Origin of the sequence: Nordella sp. HKS 07 (genome assembly GCF_011046735.1) — a bacterium.
Classification (GTDB): domain Bacteria; phylum Pseudomonadota; class Alphaproteobacteria; order Rhizobiales; family Aestuariivirgaceae; genus Taklimakanibacter.
In genome coordinates, this window is the sequence record NZ_CP049258.1 from 1929328 (window position 1) to 1953049 (window position 23722).

Consider the following 23722-nt stretch of genomic DNA (forward strand, 5'->3'; position numbering starts at 1 on the left):
AAAGCTGCATGCGACGGCAAACGGACTGTTCCCTGCCGTCGTTGAATTCTTCCCTTATAGAGGACCACAATGATGACTCTTTCGATGAAAGGCCTGCTGGGCACGGCATCGGCACTGATACTTCTTGCCGGGGTTGCGCAGGCGCAGACTGCGCCGAAGATGGAAATGACGACGCCAATACCCGATTCCATTGTCACTCCGCAGAGCGTCGAAACGCGACTGGGAACGTTGAAATTCTTCGATGGTTTCCCGGACAAAGTCACCGCCGAGAAGCTTTACGACAATCTCGACTTCATGCGCGGTGTTGATGCCTTTCTCAACGCCATGCCGGGCGCGTCGGCCGAAGCAATAAGGGTCGGCGTTGCCAGCCAGGGCGCGGACAACAATCAGACCATCCTCATCTTCGAGGACCTGATGGACTCGCGGTCGTTGTTCCTCACGGGCAATACCGAGAGCATCTACAACTTGATGTGGCTCGACACCAAAGCGGGGCCGCTGGTGATCGAAACACCCCCCAATATCCTGGGCATGATCGACACCCACTGGTTCAAATATGTAGGCGACGTAGGAAATGCCGGCCCGGACAGGGGCAAGGGCGGCAAGTACCTGCTCCTGCCTCCCGGCTACCAGGGCGAGATTCCGGACGGCTATTTCGTGTTGCGCAGTTCGACCTACGGCAACTTGTTTTTCTGGCGAGGTTTTCTCGAAGGCGGCAGCACGAAGACCGCCGTCGAGAACACCAGGAAATTTGCGAAAGTATGTCCGCTGTCGGAGGCCGGCAATCCGCCGCCGATGAAGTTCATCAACGTCAGCGGCAAGGAATTCAACACCATCCATGCCAACAATTTTCACTTCTTCGAGGAAGTGAACAACATCGTTCAATATGAGCCGAACGAGGCTTACCACCCGGAAGTGCTCGGACAGCTTGCCGCCATCGGCATCGAGAAGGGCAAGCCCTTCGCGCCCGACGAGCGGATGAAGAAAATCCTCACCGAAGCCGTGGCGGTCGGCAATGCCACCGCGCGCACGATCACCTTCGATACGCGGATGAAGGACGCATACTACTATCCCGACAGCGCGTGGTTCACGGGGTTTGTCGGCGGCAGCTACGAATTCCTTGCGCAGCCCGGCGTTCGCAACCTCGATGCCCGTGTGCTGTTTCATTATTATGCGACGGGGATCACACCGGCGATGGCGATAAAACGTGTCGGCATCGGCTCGCAATACGCGGCAGCAACGACCGACAGCGAGAACAACCCCCTGGATGGCAGCAAGACCTATAAGGTTCGCCTGCCGCCGAACATCCCGGCGAAGGACTTCTGGTCATTCGTCGTCTATGACAACCAGACCCGGTCGATGCTGCAGACCGACCAGCAATTCCCGAGCATCGGCAGCGACAAGAAGGATCTTGTCATCAATGCGGATTCCTCGGTGGATGTCTGGTTCGGCCCGACAGCGCCGGCAGGTCACGAGGCCAACTGGGTGCAGACCGTTCCCGGCAAGGGATGGAACGTCCTCCTGCGCCTCTACGGTCCGCTGGAACCGTGGTTCGACAAAAGCTGGAAGCCGGGTGAATTCGAACCGGTCAAGTGACAACGCCTTGAACCTCCAACCCCGCCATGCCATCGCAAGGCGGGCTTTCTTGTTGGGGCAGACTACGCACCGCGCCAGGCACCAGCCATGCCCTGTCGCATCATCGGTGGCTCCCCTTCTTTCGACCGCAACGCGGGGGCTGTTAGTGATGGCCGGATGGGGTCATTCGCTACCGGGTGAGCCGCCAGCAAGTCCGGGCATGTCAGCTATGCCCCGATAGCGACTAAATTCTGTACCGCAGAGATATGACGCGATGGGCCAAAGACGGAAGTGTGGCGTCCCCGCGAACGCGGTTGTTACATGCTTTGGCGGTACGTTCACGGAGAAAGACGTCGCTGGCTGCCGCGCTCGCCGGCGCGATTGGATCCGCACCGGCCGTGTTCTATTCAAGCAGCTTCTGCATGCTCGCGGTTGACTATAGTCGTCGGCGCGGCAATGGCGCTCTTGGCGAGCGTGAAATCGAACCGAATGCGCGCGAAGGGCTTGTTGAGGCCAGCTTGGTCGATCTTTCGCGCGTCCGAGACGTGCTCGACTACCGGGATCAGTTCGCTGCGGGTGCCGAAGGCGAAATCGTCGTACAGGTATTTGTCACCGTCTATATTGATCTGGGTCGTGAGTTTTCTGTGGCCGGGAGAGGTTATGAAGAAGTGGACGTGTGCCGGCCGATTGCCATGCCGGCCCACGGCCTTCAGGAGCTTCTCGGTCTGACTACCACGCGGACAGGCGTAGCCGCTCGGCATGATCGAGCGGAAACGATAGCGGCCTTCCTCGTCTGTCTCGATTCGCCGACGCAGGTTATAGGCTGCCTGCGTCGGATCGAAATGCGAATAGTTGCCCATCGTGTTGGCGTGCCAAACATCGACAATGGCGCCGCTGATCGGCTTTCCCAAGATATCGCGCACCTGACCTTCCATAAACAGCACTTGGCCATCGTCCGTACCATCGTCGAGCCGAGCCTCGCCCTTTGAAAGTGGGGCGCCGGCTATGTAGAGCGGGCCCTCTATCGTGCGCGCTGTGCCGCCGGTGATTCCAGCCCGCCGCTCGGCCTCGTCGAGGCGCAGATCGAGGAAATGCTCGAGCACAACGCCCGGAACGATCAGTCCAAACTCGTTTTGCTTGCCTGCTTGGGTGAGATAGGCAATGCCAGTCCAGAACTCGTCCATCGAGATGTCGAGTTCGTCAATTGCAACCATCAGGTCGACAAGCAGGCGATTGACAACCTGCTTAACGCGCGGATTGCCGTCAGCACCGTGAAGCCCGGCGGCACTGGCGGCAAGAGCAGCGATAACGTCCTTCCCGATCAGACTGTCTGACATTTGACTCTCCTCCCTTATTTGCTCCCGAGCCCACAGATCAGAGCGTCACGATTCCGGTTTTTCGGACTCGCAAGCATCGGCAACAGGATCGGCCAATCCGGCGGCGAGTGTCTTTAAGCCCCGCTGAATAATTCTGAAAAATTCTCAAAAGATATGTAAGTTGGCCCCATGCTGAGCCGGCGCTTTGCTTTTGGCCCTTTTGTTCTCAACTCCGAGGTCGGGACGCTTTTGTGCAAGGGGGTGCCCGTGCCCGTCCCTTATCGGGCCTCTCTTCTCCTGACGGCCTTTCTGAGTCGCCCGGGTGAGGTGCTCACCAAGTCCGATCTCATTGACGCGGCCTGGCAGGGCGCAGCCGTCGAGGAGGGAAATCTCGCCGTTCAAATCGCCGCCCTGAGGAAGCTGCTGGGACAATCGCCCGAGGGCGGGGAGTGGATCACCACAATCCCACGGGTCGGCTACCGCTTCGCCTTGAGGCCGGATTTAGGTTCGGGGGATCGCGAAAGCAGCCTTGATTCTCCCGGGGAGGAGACCACGCTTGCACGGAGACCCAGCATCGCCGTGATGCCTTTCGCCAATCTCGGGGGAAAAAGGAGCAGGAGTATTTCGCGGACGGCATTACCGAGGACATCATCACGGCGCTGGGGCGTTTCCGCTGGTTCTTCGTGATCGCGAGGAATTCGAGCTTCGTCTACAAGGGCAAGGCTATCGACCCGAAGCAGATCGCGCGTGAACTCAGTGTGCAGTATCTTCTGGAAGGAAGCGTGCGCAAATCCGGTCAGGCCGTTCGTATCTCGGCGAGATTAGTCGACGCGACCACTGGCGCCCAAATCTGGGCCGAGCGTTACGATCTGGCGATGACGGAAGTCTTCGCAATACAGGACGAGATTGCTGAGCGGGTCGTCGGAGAAATCGAGCCCGAACTGATAAAATCGGAATCGAACCTCGCCGTGTCAAGGCACACCGGCAACATGACCGCCTGGGACCGCGTCCGACGGGGGATCTGGCTTTTTCATCAAGTCACCCGGCCCACCCACTACGAGGCGCGAGACCTTTTCCGCGAGGCATGCCGGCTGGATCCACAGCTTCCCGAAGCCCACGTCTGGCGTGCGCGCGTTAGCAACGGAGTGATCTCATACGGGTGGTCCAATGATCCCTCAGCCGATCTGCGAGAGGCAATGGAGGCTGCGTTGCGCGGGATTTATCTGGACGAGAAGAATCCATATGCGCACTACGCACTCGCGATGGCCAGCGTCTTTTCGAACCCGGAGCAAGCGATCCTTCCCGCGGAAAAGGCCGTTGAACTCAGTCCAGGCTTCGCTCTTGGCCATTTTGCCGTCGGATTGGCTCAGCTTTCCAGAGGGCGGGCTTCCGACGCGATATTGCCGTTTCAGCGCGGACTAAAGCTGAGCCCGCACGACCCGCAGAATCCTGCCTGGCTCAATCTGCTCGCAATGTCGCAGTTGATTGCGGGTGACACCGAAGGCGCCTCGCTGACCGCGGCCCGCGCTCTGGCGGCTCGACCAGACTGGCGGCCAACGTTGGAAACAATGACCTGCTGCTACGCGGTCGCCGGCAAGTGGGATGACGCCCGTCGTTGCGTTCAGGAGGCGGAACGCAAAGGGCAGTCGGACGACAACCTCGCGTCGCTTAGACAGACAATCCCACAGTGGCGGGACCAAATGAACGACCTGCTGCGAATGGCTGGATGGACAGTGGCACCCTTCGTTGATCGTTGACCGTTCGCACTCGGCAGACCTGAGCCACGTCCGCTAAGGGTCATTCGCTACCGTGGGTCAAGCGGCAGCAAATCCAGCCATGTCAGCTATGCCCCGATAGCGACCAAATTTCTGCAGCGCAGCAAAACTACGCGATCGGCGAATAGGCGCCATCATTCGATCACCTCGTCGGCGCCCAAGCAGCATCGGCGATAGAGTAAGGCCGATTGATTTGGCGGTCCTGACCGACTGATACCAGATGCGCGGCATCGATCCCTCGTTCGGGGCCGCTCCCGTCATGCGTCGATCCGATCAATGGTCAGACGCAGCAAGCGGATCGAGCCGAGCTTCTCCAGATTCCAAGGCTGCTCGAACAGATCAGCGGCCTGGGCACGGTCGAACACGCGCCTCGCGGCATCCCAGTTTTGGTTGGACGGTGGTGTCGATTCTGGCCCGAGATCCTGCTTCAGGAAACGATCACCGTCGATTCCGCTGAAACGGCTCGCACGCTCTACGTCAAGCAGACCACTGCAATGGCCCGGATGCTGCCGAAGGCTCTCGAACTGGCGCTTTCCGGTGACCCGCCACGCATCGCGCAGGAACATGAGCACGCCACCTATTGTGCAAGAAGAAGCGCCGAAGACGGCCTGATCAATTGGCTTGATCCGGCAGACGCGGTGTTACGCTTGATCCGCGCTGTCGGGGATCCCTATCCCGGCGCATTCACGACCTGGAACGGTCGCCGGCTCATCATCGACATCGCCAGCTACTTTCCCGATTCCCACCGCTTCATCGGTTTGCCTGGCCAGGTGCAGAGCCATACGACGGACGGCTTTGTGGTCTTATGCGGGGACGGCGGCTGCGTGCATGTCACCGCATGGAGGCTGGAGAACGGTTCAGACAAGCCGCGTCGCCATTCCAAACTCGGGACCCCGTTCTGAGGATCGCTGCAGTGCGCATTACCCGCCAAGGAGGCTCGTTCAACACGATCCCGCCCAGCGACTTTGGCTTTTTCGAGCTACAGCATCGGACCGAAAAGTGCGAAGCGGTTTTCGGATAATCCGATGCGCAAATCAAAGAGTTAGAGCGCCGGACCGATTCCATGTGAGCGTCCGGCGCTCTAATTACCGAGAACGTTCAGAAGGAGCCCGCCACGTCGCTCGCGGCAACTGGATTCAGACCCATCCGAGAGGAGTTTCGGGCCAGTTTGAATGGAGTCGCCGACATTACCATGATTGTGGCTTTTAGGCCACATCTGGGAATAGAAAGCGCTTCCGGAGGGTCGCTTCAATTGACGGCGGCCTGATAACAACGCAATAACAGCAAAAGTTCCTTTGGAGAGAATCATGTTCGATAAGGTCCTTCTGGGCGGGGCCGCCCTTCTTCTCATGGGCGCCGGCGCGCGAGCCGCTGATATCGAGCCTGTCTCTTATGACTGGACTGGTCCCTATATCGGCCTCCAGGGAGGCTACGCCTGGGGCGAGAATGACGTTCAGGGCAATGAAGTATTAGACGGAGGAGAAGGGCTGGCAATTCAGAGCGACCCGGTGACCCCCCCTGACAATAAAGGGTCGATCGCGCTGGAGGGCTTTGTCGGTGGCCTGCATGCGGGCTACAACTATCAGTCGGACAGCCTTGTATTTGGCCTCGAGGGCGACATTGAATACTCCGGCATGGATGGCGATACCGAAACACCGTTCGGGGAGATCAAGCAGGAGATCGATTGGCTCGGTTCTCTGCGGCTTCGGGCGGGCTTCGCCATGGATCGCGCGCTTCTATATGCGACTGGCGGCCTTGCCGTCGGCGGGGTGGACATGAAAATCACCGACGTGGATTTCGGCAGCAATTCCGAGAGCGACACCGCTTGGGGTTGGACGATCGGTGCGGGAATTGAATACGCCTTCACGGATGATCTCAGTGCCCGCCTTGAATATCGCTACACGGATCTTGATAACACCAAGCTCGATTCGACTACGCCCGAGATCGGCGACGAAGTGAAGTTCGACAACACGTTCAACGCCGTACGTGTCGGATTGAGCTGGCATTTCCACAGCATCTAGGGCTTTCGGGTGGCGTAGCTTACTGAAGCGCCCGTGGGCTTTCCAGACTGGCGCCCGGCCGTGCCTCTGCGGCGCGCACCAGATCACACAATGATATCAAAAGATTATGGTGGCGCACGCAGTCATCTACGAACCTATCTCTGACGGATTTACCCATGTATCAGGGAAAAATACTGGGAAGCGCACAGAATTCTCAGCAGATTCGTTGGCTGAATGCATGGAAATTTTCGCCCTCTCAACGCGTTAGCCCCCAGCGCGTGCAGATGTAAAACAGGGAAAAAATCGCGAAAAATACGGAAGGGATTTGGGCATCTCGGCACACGATTGATGCGCCGGCCCGTCAGGGGGCCAAGCTACCGGTCAGAGTTCCTGGCCTCAAGGTCTCGATCGCAATGATCGCCGAGGCCTGAACCTCACGGCCCCGAGTCGGCCGGGGCAATCTAAAGCAGTCGAGACGGCGTATGGCGCGTCTCCTTCATGCATTACAATCTCGGATATATCTACCTGGAACAGAGGCCCTTGCAGACCATCGACAACCCATTCGGCACGAGGTTGTCACCCATCTCTTGGGTGCATTCCGTTTCCCATGTCTCCGGGTCGGACAGGCCACCATCTGTACCACCGCTTAGGCCAACTGAGAAAAAGCGCCTTCGGCGCAGCCAGAAGGCTCCTCAGTACAGGATGCTCGCATACTCAGGGATGCTGACGAGACGAGAGAAAAAATGCCAGCTTCACCGGCGGCTCGCAGGGGCTCCTGCGCCTATCATAAAATTATACAATTATATCAAGTAGTTATGGCGGAGAGGGAGGGATTCGAACCCCCGATACAGTTGCCCGTATGCCGCATTTCGAGTGCGGTGCTTTCAACCGCTCAGCCACCTCTCCGCATATTGATGAGGCGCGCTTTTGGGCGGCGGGGGGCTAGATAGCGAATGAATTCCCGCCCGGCAACCCCGGACTGCGATTTCCTTGACATTATATTCCCCCCCTGGCTAGAACCGCGCCGACTTGTGGGGGCCCTGCCTCCGCAGCAAAGACGCTGCCTCAGGCTCATAATTCGACCGAAGTCCGCCATCTGGCGGCGCCGATGGGCGCGGGAAAAGGAACAAATATGTACGCAGTCATCAAGACCGGCGGCAAGCAATATCGCGTTGCAGCCGACGACAAACTCCAGATCGAGAAGCTTCCGGGCGAAGCCGGCGACATCGTGGAATTCACCAATGTGCTGATGGTCGCCTCCGACGGCAATGTCGACGTGGGCGCGCCCTTCGTCGCGGGCGCCACCGTCGCCGCCGAGATCATCGGCCAGGTGCGCGGTCCCAAGATCATCATCTTCAAGAAGCATCGCCGCAAGCATTACCGCCGCAAGAACGGCCATCGCCAGGATCTTACCTCGGTGAAGATCACCGAGATCCTCACCGGCGGCGCCAAGCCGGCCAAGCAGGCCGCCAAGCCCGCCAAAGCCGAGCCCCTCGCCGCCCCGATCGGCGACAAGAAGGCGGGTGACGATCTTTCCCTCATCGGCGGCGTCGGCCCCAAGATCGTGAAGATCCTGGCCGATATGGGCTTTACGACATACGCTCAGGTCGCCAATCTGACCGGCGACGAGATCGAGAAGATCGAGGCCGAGATCAAGATGCCGGGTCGTGTCGCCCGCGAAGAATGGATCGAGCAGGCCAAGGAACTCGCCGCCGGCAAGCCGCCGCGCGCCAAGGTCGACAAGGAAGCCAAGGCCGAGAAGGCCAAGGCCGCCAAGAAGAGCAAGGAATAAGGTAAGGAGAACCCCCCATGGCTCACAAAAAAGCAGGCGGTTCATCCCGCAACGGGCGCGATACGGCCGGCCGTCGTCTCGGCGTCAAGCATTTCGGCGGCGAAGCCGTCATCCCGGGCAACATCATCATCCGCCAACGCGGAACGAAGTGGCATCCGGGCACGGGCGTCGGCATCGGCCGCGACCACACGATCTACGCCACTGTTGTCGGCACGGTGAACTTCCGCGCCAGCAAGGGCAACAAGCAAGTCGTGTCCGTGCTCCCGCCGAAGGCCGCGGAATAACAACGGTGGATCATATCGTTCCACCGGGCTCATCGAACCGGTGCGAATGAAGGTGTTTCGACAAACGGGGAGATGGGCAGACCATCTCCCCTTTTTGTTTGGACGAAACGATGACCGATTTCCTGATTACCACCGAGCGCCTCATCTTACGCCCTGTCGCGGCGGGTGACGCGGAAGCCATCGCCGCCCTCGCCGACAACTACAAGGTCGCCGTGATGCTGGCGCGCCTGCCCTTTCCATACAAAGTCGAGCACGCCCGGCAGTTCATTGACTGGGTCGCGACGCAGCCTGCCGACGAGACGGTCTTCGTCTTATGTCTACGAAACGAAGCCCAGACGTTTATCGGCGTTTGCGCCTATGAGCGCCGTGGAGAAAAGGACCCTGAGCTCGGCTATTGGCTGGGCGAGCCCTATTGGGGCAAGGGCTATATGAGCGAAGCGGTGAAGGCCGTGGTCGATCACGCCTTCAAGAGCGCACGGCATGAGCGCCTGATATCAGGCTGCCGCTTGCAGAATCTGGCCTCGCGCCGGGTTCTGGAGAAGGCCGGCTTCGAGCACAGCGGTCCCTATGAGATCGACTCGCTGATACTCAAAGCGAAGGTGCCCGGCCATCGATTCGTCCTCACGCGCGAGCGCTGGGAAAGCGCCGCGCGATGAGGAAGGTTGCAGCATCGGCTTGTCCGAAAACCGCTTCGCACTTTTCGGTCCGATGCTCTAACTCTTTGATTTGCGCATCGGATTATCCGAAAACCGCTTCGCACTTTTCGGTCCGATGCTCCAGCGGATCAGAAAACCTTGGCGACGTAGCTGTGGACCAGGGACTTGCGGCCGAGGCCGCCATTATGCTTCGACGCGGCGAGCTTCAGATTGCCGTTCGAGGATTCGATGGCGAGCGAGAGATGCTTCAGGCCCCATTGCACATTGGTGCGGGCATCGGTGAGCTTCGAGCAGTCGCCGCTGAAGCCCATGCCCTTCGCCGTCTGGCATTTGAGCTGGAAGACGCCGATCTCGCCGGCGCGCCCGCGCGCGTAGGGATTGTAACCGGATTCGACATTGGCGATGCGCAAAGCGAACCAGGTCGGCACGCCATAGGACGGCGCCATGTCGCGGATGATCTGGGCGACGCGCTGGTCGCTGGCACCGTTGATGCTGAGGCTCTGGTCGGACATGGTCATTTTCGTGCCCGACATCTTCTTCGCACTCAACTGACGTTTGGGCTTTATCTTCTTGGTCAGTCTGGTCTGCGCGAATTTTGGTGTGCTCTTCGCGGTCTTGCGCGTCTTGGCGCTTGCCGCCTTGCGGGTCTTAAGGTTGGTGGATTTGCGGACCTTGCCCGCCTTCTTGGCCGTAGCCGACTTGAAATTCTTCTTCTGGGCGCTGACGCGCTCGGCATGCGAATTCGGATCTTCACTTTTCCGGGCGTGAGCCGGCGCAGCAAGGACGGTGCCGGCCAAGAAAGCAGCCGGAATCAACGCAAATACAGACCTCATTCAGGATTTCCCTTTTCTTTTTCGATGTCCCCTCGCTGGTGTACTGTCCCTGTCACACCCAGCGGTGAGGGTGCTAAAAGCCCGCCGGTTGTGTCCAGAATGAGGAGCTTTCGGTGTCATTTGCAGGCAAGTGACGTAAGGGCATTCGCCACAATTGAGGCTTACAGAGTTAGGCAGTTATTATGAAATTCCTGGATCAGGCGAAGATCTACATCCGCTCCGGCAATGGCGGCGCCGGCAGCGTCAGCTTCCGGCGTGAGAAGTTCATCGAGATGGGCGGACCCGATGGCGGCGATGGCGGCCGCGGCGGCGACATCTGGATCGAGGCGGTCGACGGGCTCAATACCCTTATTGACTATCGCTATCAGCAGCATTTCAAGGCGAAGACGGGCGGCCATGGCATGGGCCGCGATCGCGCCGGCGCCAATGCGCCCGACATCACGCTGAAAGTACCGGCCGGCACGCAGGTCTTCGAAGAGGACAATGAGACGTTTGTCGCCGACCTCGCCAAGATCGGCGATCGCATCCGCCTGGCGCGCGGCGGCAATGGCGGCTTCGGCAACGCGCATTTCAAGTCCTCGACCAACCGGGCGCCACGCCGCGCCAATCCGGGCGAGGATGCCGAGGAGCGCTGGCTGTGGCTGCGGTTGAAGCTCATCGCCGATGCCGGCCTTCTGGGCATGCCCAATGCCGGCAAATCGACCCTGCTCGCCGCCGTCTCGGCCGCGAAGCCGAAGATCGCCGATTATCCCTTCACCACGCTCACCCCACAGCTTGGCGTTGTGCGCGCGGCCGGATCGAGCTTCGTGCTGGCCGACATTCCAGGCCTTATCGAGGGCGCCCATGAAGGCCATGGCCTCGGCACCCGCTTCCTCGGCCATGTCGAGCGCTGCGCCGTTCTCTTGCATCTCATCGATGTGACGGCGGAAGATCCCGTCGCCGCCTATCGGGTCATCCGCAAGGAGCTCAAATCCTATGGCGGCCATCTCGCCGACAAGCCGGAAGTGATTGCCTTCAATAAGGTCGATGCGGTTTCCGAAGAGGACCTCAACCTCAAGCTCGCCGACTTCAAGCGCCGCATCCGCAAGACGCCGATCGTGATGTCGGGCGTCACCGGCAGGAATGTCGAGGACGTGATGAAGAAGCTCCTCACGGTCATCACCGACACGCGCCGCGCCGAAAGGGGCGAGACCAGCGACAAAATCAAGATAGAGAACTGGCAGCCGTGACACAGAGACTGAATGAAGCCCGCCGCATCGTGGTGAAGATCGGTTCGGCGCTGCTGGTCGACGGCAAGACCGGCGCGATCAAGGCCGACTGGCTCGGCTCTCTCGTCGAAGACCTGGCGAAGGCGCGCGCCCGCGGCCAGGACATCATCATTGTCTCGTCGGGCGCCATAGCGCTCGGCCGCCGCAATCTGGGCTTCGCGCAGGGGCAGATCAGGCTCGAGGAGAGCCAGGCCTCGGCCGCGGTCGGCCAGATCGCCTTCGCCCATGCGTGGTCGGAGGCCTTGCGCCAGCATGGCATCGTCGCCGCGCAGATTCTGGTGACGCTCAACGATACCGAGGAGCGCCGCCGCTATCTCAATGCCCGCTCCACGCTCTCGACCCTCCTGGCGCGCGGCGCCGTGCCGGTGATCAACGAGAACGACACGGTCGCCACCTCCGAAATCCGCTATGGCGACAATGATCGCCTCGCCGCCCGCGTCGCCTCGATGATGTCGGCCGACTGCCTGGTGCTGCTCTCCGACATTGACGGACTCTATACCGCGCCGCCCGGCACACCCGACGCCCGGCTGATCCCTGAGGTCGCCGAAATCACGCCTGAGATCGAAGCCATGGCCGGCAAGCCGGTGTCGGGTCTGGGCTCAGGCGGCATGATCACCAAGATCGAAGCCGGCAAGATCGCGCTTTCGGCCGGCTGCAACATGGTGATCGCCTCGGGCCACGCGCTGCATCCCTTCCAGCGCATCGAGAAAGGCGAGGCCTGCACCTGGTTTCTGTCCGGCGCCACTCCCCTGCAATCGCGCAAGCGCTGGATCGCCGGCACCCTGGTGCCGATGGGAAGGCTCCATGTCGATGACGGCGCGGCGGCCGCCTTGAACAAGGGCAAGAGCCTGTTGCCGGCCGGTGTGAAGCGCATCGAAGGCAGCTTTGCCAGGGGCGACGCGGTGAGTATTGTAAGCACCGCCGGCCTGGAGATCGCCCGTGGCCTCGTCGCCTATGATCGCGACGACGCGGCGCGCATCGCCGGGCGCAAGACGAATGAGATCGAGAAGGCCCTGGGCTTCAGGGGCCGCGACGAGATGGTGCATCGGGATGACCTGGTGATGACGGCGGGAGCACGCGCGTGAACAAGATCGAATCCAAATCCGACACCAAGGCGACGCTTCTGGCCATGGGCGCCGCCGCCCGTCTGGCTGCCCGCCAGCTGGCGCTCGCTTCGCCGGACATCAAGAACCAGGCTCTCGCTCATATGGCGCAGGCGATCCGCGCCGACGCCCTCCTCATCGCGCGCGAGAATGCCGCCGATCTCGCGGCCGCCAGGAGCAAGGACCTCAAGAGCTCCTTCCTCGATCGCCTGACTCTGACACCGGAGCGCATCGAGGCGATGGCGAAAGGCCTCGACGACATCGCCGCTTTGCCTGATCCGATTGGCCGGGTGACCGAGAGCTGGACCAGGCCCAATGGCCTTACCATCGCGCGGGTGCGCGTGCCGATCGGCGTCATCGGCATCATCTATGAAAGCCGCCCCAATGTGACCGCCGATGCGGGCGCCCTGGCGATGAAATCCGGCAATGCCGCCATCCTGCGCGGTGGTTCGGACAGCTATCGCTCATCGGCGGCCATCGTCGCCGCGCTGCAGCGCGGCCTCGTCCAGGCCGGCCTGCCAAAAGAAGCGATCCAGATGGTGCCGACCATGGACCGCGACGCCGTTGGCCATCTGCTTTCGGGCCTCGACGGCACGGTCGATCTTATCGTGCCGCGCGGCGGCAAGAGCCTGGTGGCGCGCGTGCAGCAGGAGGCTCGCGTGCCGGTGTTCAGCCATCTCGAGGGCATTTGCCATGTCTATGTCGACAAGGCTTCCGAGCTCGGCATGGCGACGAAGATCGTCCTCAATGCCAAAATGCGGCGCACCGGCATATGCGGCGCCGCCGAAACCATTCTTGTCGACCGTGCTTGCGCGGCGAGCCATCTCAAGCCTCTCATCACCATGCTGATCGAGGCAGGCTGTCAGGTCAGGGGCTGCGCCGAGACACAGGCGGCGGACCCGCGCGTGACCCCGGCGAGCGAGGAGGACTGGTCGACCGAATATCTCGACGCCATCGTCTCCATGAAAGTCGTCGCGGGGCTGGATGACGCGATGGCGCATATCGCCCGCTACGGCTCGCAGCACACCGATGCGATCATCACCGGCGACGAGCAGGCGGCCCGACGCTTTCTCGCTGAAGTGGACAGCGCGATCACGTTGCACAATGCCTCGACGCAGTTTGCCGATGGCGGCGAGTTCGGCTTCGGCGCCGAGATCGGCATCGCCACCGGCCGGCTGCATGCCAGGGGGCCCGTCGGCCTCGAGCAATTGACCACCTTCAAATATCAGGTGTCGGGCACGGGGCAGATCCGCCCGTGAGGCCTGCGTGATCGTCCCCCCTCCTTTCGGTGCCGGCCAGCGCATCGGGCTCTTCGGCGGCTCATTCAATCCGGCGCATAGCGGCCATCGGGCCGTGGCGCTGTATGCGCTGAAGCGCCTGGGGCTCGACTGGATCTGGTGGCTGGTCTCGCCGCAGAACCCGCTGAAGGATGCCGGAGACTACCGCGACTATGACGAACGCCTTGCGGTGACGCGGCTGGTGGCGCGGCATCCGCGTTTCATCGTCAGCAATCTCGAGGAGCAGCTCAAGACCCGCACCACCGCGGCGACGCTCGCCGCCTTGGCCCCGGTTTTGCGGCGCGGCCGCTTCGTCTGGATCATGGGCGCCGACAGCTTCGCCAATCTGCACCATTGGAACGACTGGACCGAAATTCCAGAAACCATCCCGCTCGCGATATTGGCGAGGCCGGGATACTCCATGCGGGCCCTCGAAAGCCCGGCGGCACTGCGGTATGAGAACCGGCGCATCGCCACCGAAAGGGCGAAGGAATTGCCGGGGGCTCCACCGCCGGCCTGGTGCTTTATTCCCATGCCATTGCGGTCCGAAAGTTCCACGGCGATCCGGGAACGCGCCAAAAACCGGAAACAAACGTCATGACCACGTCATGAGCGAGGTGCTTGAATAGAATCGCCGACGCTCCTATTCTTAGGGTGTCGTAATCCCTGAAGGGAACTGACGCAGTCTCTATGAAGCACTGCCTTATTGAAGAGGACATCCACACTGACAGCGCCAAGAAAGAAAACCGGCGCGCCTAAGCGCGCCGTAGCGGTGAAGTCTGCGCCGAAGCGCAAGACGAAGAACGCTCTCCTCACTTCCATCCTCAGCCATCTCGAAGATGCCAAGGCCGAGGACATCGTCACCATCGATCTCAATGGCAAGGCGGTCATCGCCGACGGCATGATCGTCGCGACCGGACGCTCGAACCGTCATGTCGGCGCCATCGCCGACCAGCTGGTCGAAAAGCTCAAGGGCGAAGGCTACAAGGACCTGCGCGTCGAGGGCTTGCCGCATGCGGACTGGGTTCTGGTCGATGCCGGCGACATCGTCGTGCATATTTTCCGGCCGGAAGTCAGAAGCTTCTACAATCTCGAGAAGCTCTGGTCGGACCACGCGCCCGACGAACGCGTCGCGGTCTGACGGCGCTTCGCCAGGGTGAGGCTCGCCATTCTTGCTATTGGCCGGCTCAAGGCCGGCCCTGAGCTTGACCTGTTCGACGACTATGCCAAGCGGGCTCGCGGGCTGGGCCGGGCTTGCGGCATAACCGAGATCACGGCGCGCGATTTCGCCGAATCGAAACTTTCCGACGCGCCCGGCCGCATGGCGGCCGAAGCCGCCCTGCTCACCGAAGCGATACCGCCATCCGCCTTCACCATTGTCCTCGACGAACGGGGAAAATCACTGTCGAGCGATGAGTTCGCCCAGCTTTTCCGCCGCCATCTCGATCAGGGAACACAATCGATTGCCTGTCTCATCGGCGGACCGGACGGGCATGGACCGGAACTGCGCAGGAAGGCCGGGCTTCTCTTGTCCTTGGGTTCCATGACCTGGCCGCATCGCCTCGCCCGCGTGATGCTGGCCGAGCAGATTTACCGGGCAGTCACCATTTTGGTGAAACATCCCTATCATCGCATTTGAAGCCGGATGCGGTAATTCGTGTTGCTTTAGATTACGATCATTTCAGGTTGGGTCGACCTGAAATGATAAACGTGATCGGAATCTTATATTTAGCGCGTAATTGGACGGAAAACCGGTAGCCACTTTTCCTGATTACGTACTAGTGAAGCCCTACTTTGGACATCTCGCCTCGATAATTTGCCCATCCGATGACGTCGTCCCTCCCGAATCTGCGTCCGATGCTGGCGGCTTTGGCCGCCTTTGCCGTCATGATTCCGGCCGCCTCGGCACAGACGGCGGACGACCTCAACACCCTGGAGCAGCAGCTCGACGCCTCCAAGTCCCTGCAGGAGCAGATCGCCGCCGAGCGCGAGGCGATCGTCCAGGAGCAGGCGGCACTGTCGCAGAAGCTGATCGCGCTGGCCGAGAAGATCCAGTCGCGCGAGGCCGCCATCCTCGGCGCCGAGGAGCGCCTGCAGGAGCTCGATGCCGAACAATTGAAGATTCATACCGGTCTCGCCGCCAGGCGCGAGGAGATCTCTCGGCTTCTCGCCGGGCTCCAGCGCATCGAGCGCAATCCGCCGCCGGCCCTGGTCGTAGAGCCTACGGACGTGCTGTCCGCCTTGCGCAGCGCCATGATGTTCGGGACGATCGTCCCCGAGTTGCGCCAGGAAGCGGCATCGCTGTCCGCCCAGCTGGCCCGGCTCGAGACCTTGCAGGCTCAGACGGTGACCGAGCGCGAAAGCCTCAAGGACCATGTCGCCCGGCTGTTCTCGTCGCGCCGCGAGATGACCGATCTCCAGGCGCGCAAGAAATCACTGCTCGCCGATACGAATGAACGTCTCAAGGCCGAGAAGCAGAGAGCCCGCGCACTCGCCGAGAAGGCGAAGGACATGAAGCAGCTCCTTGCCACACTGGAAGAGGAGCGCCTCAAGGCCGAGGCGGCCGAAAAGGCGAGAGCCGAGGCGGAAGCGAAGACTGCCGCGGAGCTCAAGGCCAAGGCCGAAGCCCAGGCCCGCATCGCCGCGGCGAAGAAGCTCCAGCCGCGCATGGCCTTTGCCGATATCAAGGCCAGCCTGCAATATCCGGCCCAGGGCCAGATTCTTAAGGTCTATGGCGCAAGCGACGGTTTCGGCGGCACGACCAGAGGCATTTTCGTCGCCACAAGGGCCGATGCCCAGGTGGTCACCCCGGCTGACGGCCATGTGGAATTCGCTGGACCTTTCCGCTCCTATGGCCAACTCTTGATCTTGAACACGGGCGGCGGCTATCATGTGCTCCTGGCAGGCTTGGGTGAGATTACGGCTGAGCAGGGACAATTTCTGCAAGCCGGAGAGCCTGTAGGAATAATGGGAAAGAGCGCCGCGCCGGGGACGTTGACGGGCGACCAGCTGCAAAATGGCCGGCCCGTACTATATATTGAGTTCCGGAAGAATGGCGAGGCGATCGATTCGTCACCCTGGTGGATCGGCGGCTTCGCGCAAGCCCGAGGATGAGGCCTGATATGAAGATACGGTCATTTGGTTTGGTTCTGGCAGGCGCTGTCTCGGCGACGGTACTCTGGCAGGCTTGGAGTGGCGCCATTGCCGCGTCGAATTCCGATACCTACAAGCAGCTGAACCTGTTCGGCGACGTGTTCGATCGCGTGCGCTCCGACTATGTCGAGCCGCCCGATGAAGAGAAGATGATCGAAGCCGCCATCGACGGCATGCTCACTTCGCTCGATCCGCATTCGAGCTACATGAACGCCAAGCGTTTCCAGGAAATGCAGGTGCAGACCAAGGGCGAGTTCGGCGGCCTCGGCATCGAGGTCACCATGGAGAACGGCCTGGTCAAGGTTGTGGCTCCCATCGACGAAACGCCCGCCGCCCGTGCCGGCGTCATGGCCAACGACCTCATCATCAAGCTCGACGGCGCCGAGGTGCAGGGCATGTCGCTCAATGAAGCGGTCGACAAGATGCGCGGCAAGGTGAACACGCCCATCACGCTCACCGTGATGCGCCAGGGCGCCAAGGAGCCGCTCGAATTCAAGCTGGTGCGCGACATCATCCGCGTGAAGTCGGTGAAATTCGAAATCGAGGGCCCGCAGAAGGACGTCGGCTATATCCGCATCTCCTCCTTCACCGAGCAGACCCAGGAAGGCCTTGATGCGGCGCTGAGCCAGATCCGGAAAGACACCGGCGACAAGCTCAAGGGCTATATCATCGACATGCGCAACAACCCGGGCGGCCTGCTCGACCAAGCGATCTCGGTGTCGGATACGTTCCTCGACCGCGGCGAGATCGTTTCGACGCGCGGCCGCAATGCCGACGAGACCCAGCGCTTCAACGCCCAGAAGGGCGACACCTCCGACGGAAAGCCGGTGGTGGTGCTGATCAATGGCGGCTCGGCCTCTGCCTCGGAGATCGTCGCCGGCGCCTTGCAGGACCATAAGCGCGCTACCGTCATCGGCACGCGCTCATTCGGCAAGGGTTCGGTGCAGACCATCATCCCGCTCGGCAGCCAGGGCGCTCTCCGCCTCACGACGGCGCGCTACTACACACCTGCCGGCCGCTCCATCCAGGCCAAGGGCATCGACCCCGATACCGTGATCGAGCAGGAACTGCCGCCCGAGCTTCTCGGCAAGGATACATCGACCAAGGGCGAGGCGAGCCTCAAGGGCCACCTCACCAATGAGGGCGGCGGCGACGAGGGTGGCGGTTCTTCGGCCTATGTGCCGGAAGACAAGACGAAGGATCTGCAGCTGCAGGCGGCGATCGACGTTCTTCATGGCGTCAAGGTGGCGAGCAACGCCAAGCCAAAGGAAGCCGCCAAGCCGCCGCAGACGACCAATAACTCGGACGACGAAACCAACGCCAACTGATTTTGTTGGGTAAGCATCTGCGCGCGACTGGCCTCCAGTCGCGCGCTTTGCATTCAAGGCGCGCATTGTGTCGATGATGCAACCCTACGTTGGCAAGCCGACAGAATATAGAATCCCGTTGTAATTCAAAGGGTGAACGCGGCATTAACCCTTCCCAGGGCAGCATCGGCCGAGGGAGACGATTCGGTTATGCGGCGAAACGAATTTCGGCAGCCTCTGCGTCGGCGCGGGGCATGGGAAAAGCTCTGGGCCAAGCGCCCGTCTTCCTTGTGGGTGGCATCGGTTTCGGCCATCGTGCTGCTGACCGCCGGCACCGTCTGGCTCTCCCGCGTCCCCTATCCCTATGCCGGTGAGCCAGTGATAGTGGTCAAGATCCCCCCCGTTGCGGAACTGAACACCGCATCAACCGACCCCGCGCCGAGACCCGAAGCGGAAGCCCCCGAAACGCCATCCGAAGACGAAGACAGCAGGAAGGTCGAGATCCTGGAGGCTCCCCCCCAGGAGACCGTGGAGACGGAAGCTGCGATCATCATCTCGCCGCGCCGCAGCCTGAAACCCGCCCCCTTCGCCGAAGTGAGCGAGACGGGACCTTATGGTGCCCTGCCGCGCATCGGCGCCGGCAACAAGAAGCCGCATAACATCTACGCACGGCCCGTTTCTGCCAGCATCCTGTATTCCAACATGCCGAAAGTGGCCATCGCGCTGGGTGGCATGGGACTCAACACCGAACTGACGCAGAAGGCCATCAAGTCGCTGCCCGGCGAGGTGACCTTCGCCTTCGCCCCCTATGGCGAGAATCTGCAGGTGCAAGTAAACAAGGCGCGCGCCGATGGCCACGAAGTCATGCTGCAGCTGCCGCTCGAGCCCTTTGGCTTTCCCGCCGCCAATCCCGGCCCCAAGACATTGATGGCGCACGCAGACGCCGGCGCCAATCTCGATGCGCTCGCCTGGCATATGGGGCGCTTTGCCGGCTATACCGGCATCACCAACTATATGGGAGCACGGTTCCTGACTGATGCCCAGGCCTTGCGCCCGGTGCTTGCCGAAATGAAGAAGCGCGGAGTCGTCTTCCTGGATGATGGCCAGGCAGCCCGCAGCATGGCCGCACAGGTCGGGCAGGTTGTCGGCCTACCGGTGCGTAACGGGGTTAAGGTGATCGACTTGGACGCGACGGAAGAAGGCATTGAGAAGGCCCTTGAAGAGCTGGAAACCGAGGCCCGCGACAAAGGCGTGGCGATTGGCACCGGAACCGGTCTCGACGTCACCATCGATACGCTCGATCAATGGTCGCGTTCGCTCTCCGAAAAGGGCATATTATTGGTCCCCGTCAGTGCCGCCTATCGTGGACGAGCGAGCTAGTGAGCAAGAAGCTATCCGACCTGCCTTACCGCCCTTGCGTGGGCGTCATGCTGATCAATCGCCTGGGTCTCGTGTGGATTGGCCGGCGCGCCGACAAGCCTAATGACGAAGGCTCGGGCCAATGGTGGCAGATGCCGCAAGGCGGCATAGACAAAGGCGAGGACCCGCAAGTGGCCGCTTTGCGCGAATTGCAGGAGGAGACTTCCGTCACCTCGGCGGAGGTCATCACCGAATCGCCCGAATGGTACAAGTACGATCTGCCCGAGCATCTGATCGGCAAATCGTGGAATGGCAGATATCGCGGCCAGACGCAGAAGTGGTTTGCTCTGCGCTTCACGGGCACCGACAGCGAGGTCAATCTGAAGTCGCCCGGTCACAAGCAGGAATTCGACGAATGGCGCTGGGCCGGCATGGATGAGATCCAGGACCAGATCGTGCCCTTCAAGCGTGAGGTCTATGCCAAGGTGATCGCCGCTTTCCGCCATCTCGGCGCGTGAGCTGACTGCCCCATGTTCAAGCACATCATCTTCGATTGTGACGGCGTATTGGTCGACAGCGAGCCGCTTTCGATGGAGGTCGATCGCGACATACTTGCCGAGAACGGCATCGCCATGACGGTGGAGGAGGTCGGCGCCCAGTTCATCGGCCTCACCTTCGAGGACTTCATCAGGAAGATTGAAACCGACTACCGCATCAAGCTGCCGGCCGATGTGACGGAGGACAAGAACCGCCGCCTGCTCGACCTCTATGAACGCAAGCTCAAGCCCGCGCCCGGCATCCACGACATACTGGCGCGGATGGCGACGCCGACCAGCGTCGCTTCCAACAGCCCGCGCCACCGCGTCGAGGCGGCCTTCCGCATCGCCGGCCTCACGCCGTTCTTCGGGAGCCGCATCACCACTTTCGAGGATGTGGCGCAAGGCAAGCCGGCGCCCGACGTCTATGTCGAGGCGGCGCGGCGCGCTGGCCTCGCACCTGCGGCCTGTCTCGCCATCGAGGATAGCAGGGCGGGCGTTGCCTCGGCGGTGGCGGCCGGCTGTCCCGTCATCGGGTTCACCGGCCTGGCCCATGACGGCGATGCCTTGGAACAGGCCCTCCTGCGTCTCGGCGCCCGGAAAGTCATCGCCCGCCATGCCGATTTGCCTGCGGCATTTGCTGCCGTTTAAGCCTTTGACATTCGGGGCGGACCAGCCCATATACCGCTTGCTCGCTGCATAATTACGGATGCGTGAAGTGGCGCCTGTGCGCCCCGTCCGGCTCACGCGAGCATTTCCAAACATTCCTGTCACGCGGAAGGTTTCAGCGCCGCGCCCAGGGTCTGCGCCTCATCGCGTATGCCCGTTTCGGACAGGACGGTGCTGCTCATCCGTTCCGAATTGAAAGCAGTATTTTGACTCATTTCAAAGACCTTGGCCTCGACGCTGCGCTCCTCAAAGCACTGGACCAGCAAGGCTATCAGACCCCCACGCCGATCCAGGCGGCGTCCATTCCCGAACTTCTGAAGGGCACCGATCTGCTCGGTATCGCCCAGACCGGCACCGGCAAGACCGCCGCCTTCGCGCTGCCGATCCTCGATCGTCTGTCGAAGCTGAAGGGGCGCCCTGACCGCGGTACGTGCCGGGCTCTCATTCTGTCGCCGACGCGTGAACTCGCTGCGCAGATCGGCGAGAGCTTCCGCACCTACGGCAAATTCCTGCGCCTGACACAGGCGGTCGTCTTCGGCGGTGTTTCGATCAACAACCAGATCCGTACTGTCGGTAACGGCGTCGACATCCTGATCGCCACGCCTGGCCGGCTCGTCGACCTCATCGATCGCCGCGTACTGAGCCTCGGCAAGATCGAGGTGTTTGTTCTCGATGAAGTCGATCAGATGCTGGATCTGGGCTTTATCCATGCGATCCGCAAGATCACCGGCCTGCTTCCGGCCAAGCGCCAGAACCTGTTCTTTTCGGCGACCATGCCGAAAGAGATCGCCGGCCTCGCCGCCGCCCTCCTCAGGGATCCGGTGCGCGTCGAGATCACGCCTGTGGCCACGACCGCCGAGCGCGTCAACCAGAGCATCATCCATGTCGAGACCCGCAACAAGCTCGGCCTGCTGCTCGATCTGCTCGAAAACGGCGCCATGCCGCGCACACTGGTCTTCACGCGCACCAAGCACGGCGCCGATAAGGTGGTGAAGGGCCTAATCCAGAAACGCATCGAGGCGGCCGCGATCCACGGCAACAAGTCGCAGAGCCAGCGCGAGCTTGCGCTCGCCGGCTTCAAGAGCAGCAAGTTGCGCGTGCTGGTGGCGACCGACATCGCCGCGCGCGGCATCGATGTTGACGGCGTCTCGCATGTGGTGAACTACGATCTGCCCTTCGTGCCGGACTCCTATGTGCACCGTATCGGCCGCACGGCGCGCGCCGGCGCTTCCGGAGAGGCAGTGGCTTTCTGCGATCCGGAAGAGCGTCCGCTGCTGCGCGACATCGAGCGCACCATCCGCCAGAAGATCCCGGTCGCTCAGCATGCGCTGAGCATCGCGGCACCTGAGGGCAATGAGCGCTCGGGCGGTCCACAGGGTCATCATCGTCCGCAGCAGAACCAGCCTTCCTGGCGTAAGAAGCCCGGCCACAAGCAGCAAAACGGCGGCGGCAAATGGCGTCCGAAGCAGCAGCAGCGCCAAGGTGGTGGCGGCGGGCAACATCGCTAAGCCTTCCTGAAGTCCGGATTCCGCGCCCCTTGTAAAGTGTCCGAATTTGGACTATATCCAAATTCGGACAACGGAGGGCATCATGGCACGCCAGCGCCATCGCCGGCAAGGTTTCGAGGAAGCACCGCAGCCTCATCTGGGCTCTGATCTCGACCGTTTCGCACCGGCCAACCGCCGGCGCCTCAGCGCGCCGGCTTTGCGCAGCTTCCTCGCCATTGCCGATCTCTGGGGCCTGAGCGAGGAGGAGCGCCGGCTCGTCCTCGGCTACCCGTCACGCTCCACCTATCATCATTGGGCCAAGCTCGCGCGCGAGCACCGCGACATCACCCTCGATGTCGATGTGCTCATGCGCCTCTCTGCCGTCTTTGGCATTCACCAGGCTCTGGGCGTTCTCCACGCCGACGAGCATGACGCGGTCGCCTGGCTGCGCGGCCCGCATGACGGCATCGTCTTCGGCGGCAAGCCGCCGCTCGCTCTGATCACCAGCGGATCGCAGGACGGAATTTTATTGGTGCGACGTTTCCTGGATGCCGCGCGCGGCGGCCAATATATGGAACCAAACCGCATCGATGCCGGCTTCACGCCTTATTCGGAAGCGGACATCGTTCTGGCGTGAGTTATGTCCTCTCTCCGGCCTTTCATCCATCCTATCGGCTGATCCCGTCTCGCTTTCCACCGATCGGGCTTTTCGACACGGTGGTCGCCGCCGCCGATCTCGGCGCGGTGATGGAGCTTGCCGGTTGGACCAATGACCGCCTCGTCGCCGAGCGGCTGGCGCGCCTGCCGCACACCGAATGGGTCTTCGGCCGTGCCAATTCCAGTGTGATCATGGCGGCGTTCCTGCACGCCCCTTTGACCGGCGCGCGTTTCAACAGCCGCGATCTCGGCGTCTGGTATGCGTGCGCCGATATCCGGACGGCGGCAGCCGAAGTCGGCCATCATTTGCGCCGCGAAGCCGTTGCGCGCCGCATTCCTAACCTTTCACGAACCTATCGCGCTTATTCAGCGCGGCTCGACGGGAAATATGTCGATATCAGAGGCCGGCAATCGGCTCTCCCGGACCTCTATGCGCCGGATGACTATACGGCCTCGCAAGCTTTCGGCGAGGATCTGCGCAAGAAGGGCGAAACTGGCCTGCTCTATCACAGTGTCAGATTTGCCGGCGGCCACAATGCCGCTGTCTTCCGCCCGACTTCTATCCTGGACGTGGTCCAGGCCGATCATTTCGAGATTTCGGTCGCCGCCGAAGCAAAGCGCATAGAGGTCAAGAAGCTCGGCGCATCATGAAGCCGCCGCCCCCAAAGGAAAGGCCCG

At 61.6% G+C, this 23722-nt stretch carries 24 protein-coding genes and 1 tRNA gene; 22 read left to right on the forward strand and 3 right to left on the reverse strand.

The genetic code is table 11. The features are described 5' to 3' along the window. Positions 1–72: 72 nt before the first annotated feature. Positions 73–1593, forward strand: a complete 1521-nt coding sequence (locus tag G5V57_RS09055) for a DUF1254 domain-containing protein (RefSeq protein WP_165173966.1) — start codon at positions 73–75, stop codon at positions 1591–1593. Positions 1594–1979: 386 nt separating this feature from the next. Here G5V57_RS09055 and catA read toward each other — a convergent pair whose 3' ends face one another. Next, a complete protein-coding gene (gene catA, locus G5V57_RS09060; protein WP_165167187.1) occupies positions 1980–2909 on the reverse strand; it encodes a catechol 1,2-dioxygenase in 930 nt (309 codons plus the stop codon). 168 nt (positions 2910–3077) lie between these two features. Here catA and G5V57_RS09065 point away from each other — a divergent pair, with 168 nt between their 5' ends. From G5V57_RS09065 to G5V57_RS09080, 4 genes are all read left to right on the forward strand, one after another. Next, a complete protein-coding gene (locus G5V57_RS09065; RefSeq protein ID WP_165167188.1) occupies positions 3078–3575 on the forward strand; it encodes a transcriptional regulator in 498 nt (165 codons plus the stop codon). Next, a complete protein-coding gene (locus G5V57_RS09070) occupies positions 3572–4645 on the forward strand; it encodes a hypothetical protein (RefSeq protein WP_165167189.1) in 1074 nt (357 codons plus the stop codon). The genes G5V57_RS09065 and G5V57_RS09070 overlap by 4 nt, the downstream gene beginning before the upstream one ends. Positions 4646–5049: 404 nt before the next feature. After that, positions 5050–5565 (forward strand): methionyl-tRNA formyltransferase, encoded by a 516-nt coding sequence (locus tag G5V57_RS09075; protein ID WP_165167190.1) that lies wholly within the window; start codon positions 5050–5052, stop codon positions 5563–5565. A 405-nt stretch (positions 5566–5970) separates the two neighbouring features. Beyond that, a complete protein-coding gene (locus G5V57_RS09080; protein ID WP_165167191.1) occupies positions 5971–6684 on the forward strand; it encodes an outer membrane protein in 714 nt (237 codons plus the stop codon). A gap of 795 nt (positions 6685–7479) precedes the next feature. Here G5V57_RS09080 and G5V57_RS09085 read toward each other — a convergent pair. After that, positions 7480–7569: transfer RNA gene (locus G5V57_RS09085), tRNA-Ser, on the reverse strand. A 226-nt stretch (positions 7570–7795) separates the two neighbouring features. Between G5V57_RS09085 and rplU the strand changes: the two genes are divergently transcribed. The 3 genes from rplU (at position 7796) to G5V57_RS09100 (ending at position 9395) form a co-directional block, all read left to right on the forward strand. Beyond that, on the forward strand, positions 7796–8455 hold the full coding sequence (gene rplU, locus G5V57_RS09090; protein WP_165167192.1) for a 50S ribosomal protein L21: 660 nt from the start codon (positions 7796–7798) through the stop codon (positions 8453–8455). 17 nt (positions 8456–8472) lie between these two features. Continuing rightward, positions 8473–8739 (forward strand): 50S ribosomal protein L27, encoded by a 267-nt coding sequence (gene rpmA / locus G5V57_RS09095; protein WP_165167193.1) that lies wholly within the window; start codon positions 8473–8475, stop codon positions 8737–8739. 110 nt (positions 8740–8849) lie between these two features. Continuing rightward, positions 8850–9395 (forward strand): GNAT family N-acetyltransferase, encoded by a 546-nt coding sequence (locus tag G5V57_RS09100; protein WP_165167194.1) that lies wholly within the window; start codon positions 8850–8852, stop codon positions 9393–9395. A 128-nt stretch (positions 9396–9523) separates the two neighbouring features. Here the strand turns inward: G5V57_RS09100 and G5V57_RS09105 are convergent, their stop codons facing one another. Then, on the reverse strand, positions 9524–10228 hold the full coding sequence (locus tag G5V57_RS09105) for a transglycosylase SLT domain-containing protein (RefSeq protein WP_165167195.1): 705 nt from the start codon (positions 10226–10228) through the stop codon (positions 9524–9526). Between the two features lie 182 nt (positions 10229–10410). On the opposite strand from G5V57_RS09105, the gene obgE reads away from it, so the two are divergent. The 14 genes from obgE (at position 10411) to G5V57_RS09175 (ending at position 23695) form a co-directional block, all read left to right on the forward strand. Beyond that, positions 10411–11457 (forward strand): GTPase ObgE, encoded by a 1047-nt coding sequence (obgE, locus tag G5V57_RS09110; protein WP_165167196.1) that lies wholly within the window; start codon positions 10411–10413, stop codon positions 11455–11457. Next, on the forward strand, positions 11454–12581 hold the full coding sequence (gene proB, locus G5V57_RS09115; RefSeq protein WP_165167197.1) for a glutamate 5-kinase: 1128 nt from the start codon (positions 11454–11456) through the stop codon (positions 12579–12581). The genes obgE and proB overlap by 4 nt, the downstream gene beginning before the upstream one ends. Then, on the forward strand, positions 12578–13858 hold the full coding sequence (locus G5V57_RS09120) for a glutamate-5-semialdehyde dehydrogenase (RefSeq protein WP_256378654.1): 1281 nt from the start codon (positions 12578–12580) through the stop codon (positions 13856–13858). The genes proB and G5V57_RS09120 overlap by 4 nt, the downstream gene beginning before the upstream one ends. A 7-nt stretch (positions 13859–13865) precedes the next feature. Beyond that, positions 13866–14477, forward strand: coding sequence for a nicotinate-nucleotide adenylyltransferase (locus tag G5V57_RS09125; RefSeq protein WP_165167198.1), 612 nt, complete (start codon positions 13866–13868; stop codon positions 14475–14477). Positions 14478–14648: 171 nt separating this feature from the next. Further along, positions 14649–15017, forward strand: coding sequence for a ribosome silencing factor (gene rsfS, locus G5V57_RS09130; protein ID WP_246737579.1), 369 nt, complete (start codon positions 14649–14651; stop codon positions 15015–15017). 15 nt (positions 15018–15032) lie between these two features. After that, complete coding sequence (gene rlmH / locus G5V57_RS09135; RefSeq protein ID WP_165167199.1) at positions 15033–15515, forward strand: 23S rRNA (pseudouridine(1915)-N(3))-methyltransferase RlmH; 483 nt, start codon at positions 15033–15035, stop codon at positions 15513–15515. A 188-nt stretch (positions 15516–15703) separates the two neighbouring features. After that, on the forward strand, positions 15704–16990 hold the full coding sequence (locus G5V57_RS09140) for a murein hydrolase activator EnvC (protein ID WP_165167200.1): 1287 nt from the start codon (positions 15704–15706) through the stop codon (positions 16988–16990). Positions 16991–16998: 8 nt separating this feature from the next. After that, positions 16999–18357, forward strand: coding sequence for a S41 family peptidase (locus tag G5V57_RS09145; RefSeq protein WP_206530236.1), 1359 nt, complete (start codon positions 16999–17001; stop codon positions 18355–18357). Positions 18358–18546: 189 nt separating this feature from the next. Then, a complete protein-coding gene (locus tag G5V57_RS09150) occupies positions 18547–19716 on the forward strand; it encodes a divergent polysaccharide deacetylase family protein (RefSeq protein WP_165167201.1) in 1170 nt (389 codons plus the stop codon). Then, a complete protein-coding gene (locus G5V57_RS09155; RefSeq protein WP_256378655.1) occupies positions 19716–20213 on the forward strand; it encodes an RNA pyrophosphohydrolase in 498 nt (165 codons plus the stop codon). Before G5V57_RS09150 ends, G5V57_RS09155 begins: the two co-directional genes overlap by 1 nt. 12 nt (positions 20214–20225) lie before the next feature. After that, on the forward strand, positions 20226–20882 hold the full coding sequence (locus G5V57_RS09160) for an HAD family phosphatase (RefSeq protein ID WP_165167203.1): 657 nt from the start codon (positions 20226–20228) through the stop codon (positions 20880–20882). A 224-nt stretch (positions 20883–21106) separates the two neighbouring features. After that, positions 21107–22408, forward strand: coding sequence for a DEAD/DEAH box helicase (locus G5V57_RS09165; RefSeq protein WP_165167204.1), 1302 nt, complete (start codon positions 21107–21109; stop codon positions 22406–22408). An 82-nt stretch (positions 22409–22490) separates the two neighbouring features. Beyond that, positions 22491–23024 carry an MbcA/ParS/Xre antitoxin family protein gene (locus G5V57_RS09170; RefSeq protein WP_165167205.1) on the forward strand — a complete coding sequence of 178 codons (534 nt, stop codon included), beginning with the start codon at positions 22491–22493 and terminating at the stop codon, positions 23022–23024. Further along, positions 23021–23695 carry an RES family NAD+ phosphorylase gene (locus G5V57_RS09175; protein ID WP_165167206.1) on the forward strand — a complete coding sequence of 225 codons (675 nt, stop codon included), beginning with the start codon at positions 23021–23023 and terminating at the stop codon, positions 23693–23695. Before G5V57_RS09170 ends, G5V57_RS09175 begins: the two co-directional genes overlap by 4 nt. Positions 23696–23722: the final 27 nt, after the last annotated feature.

Coding starts and splice junctions, on each gene's coding strand:
- G5V57_RS09055 (WP_165173966.1), top strand. CDS start 73: ATGACTCTTTCGATGAAAGGCCTGCTGGGCACGGCATCGGCACTGATA.
- catA (WP_165167187.1), bottom strand. CDS start 2,909: ATGTCAGACAGTCTGATCGGGAAGGACGTTATCGCTGCTCTTGCCGCC.
- G5V57_RS09065 (WP_165167188.1), top strand. CDS start 3,078: ATGCTGAGCCGGCGCTTTGCTTTTGGCCCTTTTGTTCTCAACTCCGAG.
- G5V57_RS09080 (WP_165167191.1), top strand. CDS start 5,971: ATGTTCGATAAGGTCCTTCTGGGCGGGGCCGCCCTTCTTCTCATGGGC.
- rplU (WP_165167192.1), top strand. CDS start 7,796: ATGTACGCAGTCATCAAGACCGGCGGCAAGCAATATCGCGTTGCAGCC.
- rpmA (WP_165167193.1), top strand. CDS start 8,473: ATGGCTCACAAAAAAGCAGGCGGTTCATCCCGCAACGGGCGCGATACG.
- G5V57_RS09100 (WP_165167194.1), top strand. CDS start 8,850: ATGACCGATTTCCTGATTACCACCGAGCGCCTCATCTTACGCCCTGTC.
- G5V57_RS09105 (WP_165167195.1), bottom strand. CDS start 10,228: ATGAGGTCTGTATTTGCGTTGATTCCGGCTGCTTTCTTGGCCGGCACC.
- obgE (WP_165167196.1), top strand. CDS start 10,411: ATGAAATTCCTGGATCAGGCGAAGATCTACATCCGCTCCGGCAATGGC.
- G5V57_RS09140 (WP_165167200.1), top strand. CDS start 15,704: ATGACGTCGTCCCTCCCGAATCTGCGTCCGATGCTGGCGGCTTTGGCC.
- G5V57_RS09145 (WP_206530236.1), top strand. CDS start 16,999: ATGAAGATACGGTCATTTGGTTTGGTTCTGGCAGGCGCTGTCTCGGCG.
- G5V57_RS09150 (WP_165167201.1), top strand. CDS start 18,547: ATGCGGCGAAACGAATTTCGGCAGCCTCTGCGTCGGCGCGGGGCATGG.
- G5V57_RS09160 (WP_165167203.1), top strand. CDS start 20,226: ATGTTCAAGCACATCATCTTCGATTGTGACGGCGTATTGGTCGACAGC.
- G5V57_RS09170 (WP_165167205.1), top strand. CDS start 22,491: ATGGCACGCCAGCGCCATCGCCGGCAAGGTTTCGAGGAAGCACCGCAG.